Genomic DNA, 3030 nt, shown 5'->3' with positions numbered 1-3030 from the left:
TCTGGGTGGCGGGCTGGAACTCGCGCTTTCCTGTCATTACCGCGTCGCGGTGCCCTCGGCGAAATGCGGCTTGCCGGAAGTCAAGCTCGGTATCCTGCCAGGCGCCGGCGGCACGCAGCGCCTGCCGCGCATTGTCGGCGCCGAGCGTGCGCTTGAGATGATCACCTCCGGCGCGCATGTGAAGGCGAAGGACGCGGCGGCGATGGGGTTGTTCGACAAGCTCGTCGGTGAGGGCAATCTGCGCGAGGAGGCGATCGCCTTCGCCCGCGAGGTCATCGCGTCCGGGGCGCCGCTCAAGAAGGTGCGCGATCTCGACGAGGCGATTGCGCCGGCACGCGGCAAGCCGGAGATTTTTGAGGAATTCCGCAAGAAGAACGCCCGCAAGTTCCGCGGCTTCGAGGCGCCCGAGGCCTGCATCAAGGCGGTCGAGGCCGCCGTCGAAAAGCCGTTCGATCAGGGGCTCGCCTTCGAGCGTTCGCTTTTCGAGACGCTCGTCGCCAGCGAGCAATCGGCGGCACAGCGCTACGCGTTTTTCGCCGAGCGCGAGGCGGCGAAGATTCCCGATATCCCCAAGGATACCTCGACCCGCGAGATTGCCCGTGTCGGCGTGATCGGCGCGGGGACGATGGGCGGCGGCATCTCGATGAACTTCCTCAATTCAGGCATCCGCGTCACCATCGTCGAGACGAAGCAGGAAGCCCTCGATCGCGGGCTCGCCACGATCCGCAAGAACTATGAAAGTTCCGCCAAACGGGGGCGACTCTCCATGGAGGATGTCGAAAAACGCATGGCGCTGATCACGCCGAGCCTCGCGCTCGATGATCTGGCCGATTGCGATCTCGTCATCGAGGCGGTGTTCGAACTGATGGAGGTGAAGAAGGAGATCTTTTCGAAGCTCGACGCCATCTGCAAGCCGGGCGCGATTCTGGCCAGCAACACCTCCTATCTCGATATCGACGAGATCGCCTCGGTGACGAAGCGCCCGGGCGACGTGCTCGGCATGCATTTCTTCTCGCCGGCCAATGTCATGCGCCTGCTCGAAGTGGTGCGTGGTGACAAGACGGAGAAAGACGTCGTCGCCACGGCGATGGCGCTCGGCAAGCGCATCGGCAAGGTGGCGGTCTGCGTCGGCGTCGCGCACGGCTTCGTCGGCAACCGCATGCTCTCGGAGCGCCAGCGCGAGGCCAACAACCTGATCATGGAAGGGGCGATGCCTTGGGATGTCGACCGGGTGCTCTATGATTTCGGCCTGCCCATGGGCCCCTTCGCCATGGCCGATCTTGCCGGGCTCGATCTTGGCTGGACGCCGGAGAATTCCACCGGCGAGACCGCCAAGGAGCGGCTGTGCGAGATCGACCGGCGCGGTCAGAAGAACGGCAAGGGCTTCTATGATTACGATGAGAACCGCAAGGCGACGCCCTCGGAAGTGACCGAGGAGATCATCCTGGAATTGTCGCGCGCCAAGGGGATCACGCGCCGCGCCATCAGCGACCAGGAAATCCTGGAACGCTGCATTTATCCGATGATCAACGAGGGTGCGAAAATCCTCCAGGAGGGCAAGGCCCTGCGCGCCTCCGATATCGATATCGTCTGGCTCACCGGCTATGGCTGGCCGGTCTATCGCGGCGGCCCGATGTTCTATGCAGATACGATCGGCCTCGCGAAGGTCGTAGCGGCGCTCGAAGGCTACGCGAAGACGCTCGGCCCTGATTTCGAGCCGGCGGAACTGCTCGTGCGCACCGCGAAAGAGGGCAAGCGCATCAGCACGATGTGAGGCGCGCAGGCCTCGATCGGAAGCCTCAGAAGATATCGGCGAGCCGGAGATATTCCGCCAGTTCGCCGGCCTTCGCCTCCGGCGCGAAGGGGGCGCGGATGAGGAGCGCGTCGGCGCGGGCGAGATGGCCGAGCATCGAGCTGTCCTGCCGGTCGAAAGGCTGGGCCAATGGAAGCGCGCCGGGGCGCAGCGTGAGCTTCGCGCGCATGTAATCCTCGCGTTTGTCGTTGGCCTTCAGATCCGCGCCGAGAATGGCGGGGTGGCGGATCGGGCCCTGCGGCGCCTGCGGATCGCCAAGCAGCGCGCGGATCGCGGGGGCGAGGAAGAGGATGGCGCAGACCATGGCCGAGACCGGATTGCCCGGCAGGCCGAGGAAGAGCATGCCGCCGAGCTTGCCGTGCATCAGCGGTTTTCCCGGGCGCATGGCGATGCGCCAGAAGCCGAGTTCCAGCCCGATGCCGCTCAGGGTCTCCTGCACCAGATCATGCGCGCCGACCGAGGCGCCGCCCAGCGTGATCAGGATATCGGGCTTTGCCGCGCGCGCCGCATCGACGACGCGCAGGACATCGGCGTGCGTGTCACGGGCGATGCCGCAATCGATCGCCTCACCCCCGGCACGGGTGATGATCGCGGCGAGGGCGTAGATGTTGGATGCCACGATCTGATCCGGCCCCGGCTCCTCACCGGGCAAGACCAGTTCGTCGCCAGTCGCAATGATGGCGACACGCGGCCTGCGGCGCACGGGCAGGCTCGCATGGTTCATCGCGGCAGCGAGCGCGATATCGCCGGCATCGAGGGCCCGCCCGGCTTCAAGGAGAATAGCGCCTTGCGCGAAATCGAGCCCGGCGGGGCGCACGTAATGGCCGGCGGGGGGCGCCTCGCGGATCTCTACGCGCCCGTCGTCAAGGGCCTGCGTATCCTCCTGGATGACGATCGCATCGGCGCTCGCGGGCAGGGGCGCGCCGGTGAAGATGCGCACGCTCTCGCCGGGGGCGATATCGCCGTGAAAGCCGCGCCCGGCAGCGCTTTCGCCGATGACGGTCAGGGTGGCGGGAACTGGCGTGCAATCGGCGGCGCGCACGGCATAGCCATCCATGGCCGAGACGGCGAAGGGGGGTTGCGTGCGCTTCGCCGCGAGGGCACGCGCGAGGCTGCGCCCGTGGCAGGCGGCGAGCGGTACCGTTTCCTCGGGGACGGGCCCGTCGATGCTCGCCAGAACCTGCGCCAGAGCGTCGGCAACGGGGAGCAGCGCCATG

Annotated in this window: 2 protein-coding genes; one reads left to right on the top strand and one right to left on the bottom strand. The window is 66.6% G+C overall.

Going from position 1 to position 3030, the window contains the following annotated elements:
• On the top strand, window positions 1-1774 hold a 1774-nt coding region (locus tag VKP01_RS15290), incomplete at its 5' end, for a 3-hydroxyacyl-CoA dehydrogenase NAD-binding domain-containing protein (protein ID WP_324413793.1).
• A gap of 25 nt (window positions 1775-1799) precedes the next feature.
• On the opposite strand, the gene glp is transcribed toward VKP01_RS15290, so the two are convergent.
• Window positions 1800-3029: a gephyrin-like molybdotransferase Glp gene (glp, locus tag VKP01_RS15285; RefSeq protein ID WP_324413791.1), complete on the bottom strand. Its 1230-nt coding sequence runs from the start codon at window positions 3027-3029 to the stop codon at window positions 1800-1802.
• Window position 3030: the final 1 nt, after the last annotated feature.

Source organism: Saliniramus sp. (assembly GCF_035311605.1).
Lineage (GTDB): Bacteria > Pseudomonadota > Alphaproteobacteria > Rhizobiales > Beijerinckiaceae > Saliniramus.
Note: the sequence above shows the minus strand (reverse complement) of the source record. Positions and strands in the feature narration are given on the sequence as shown.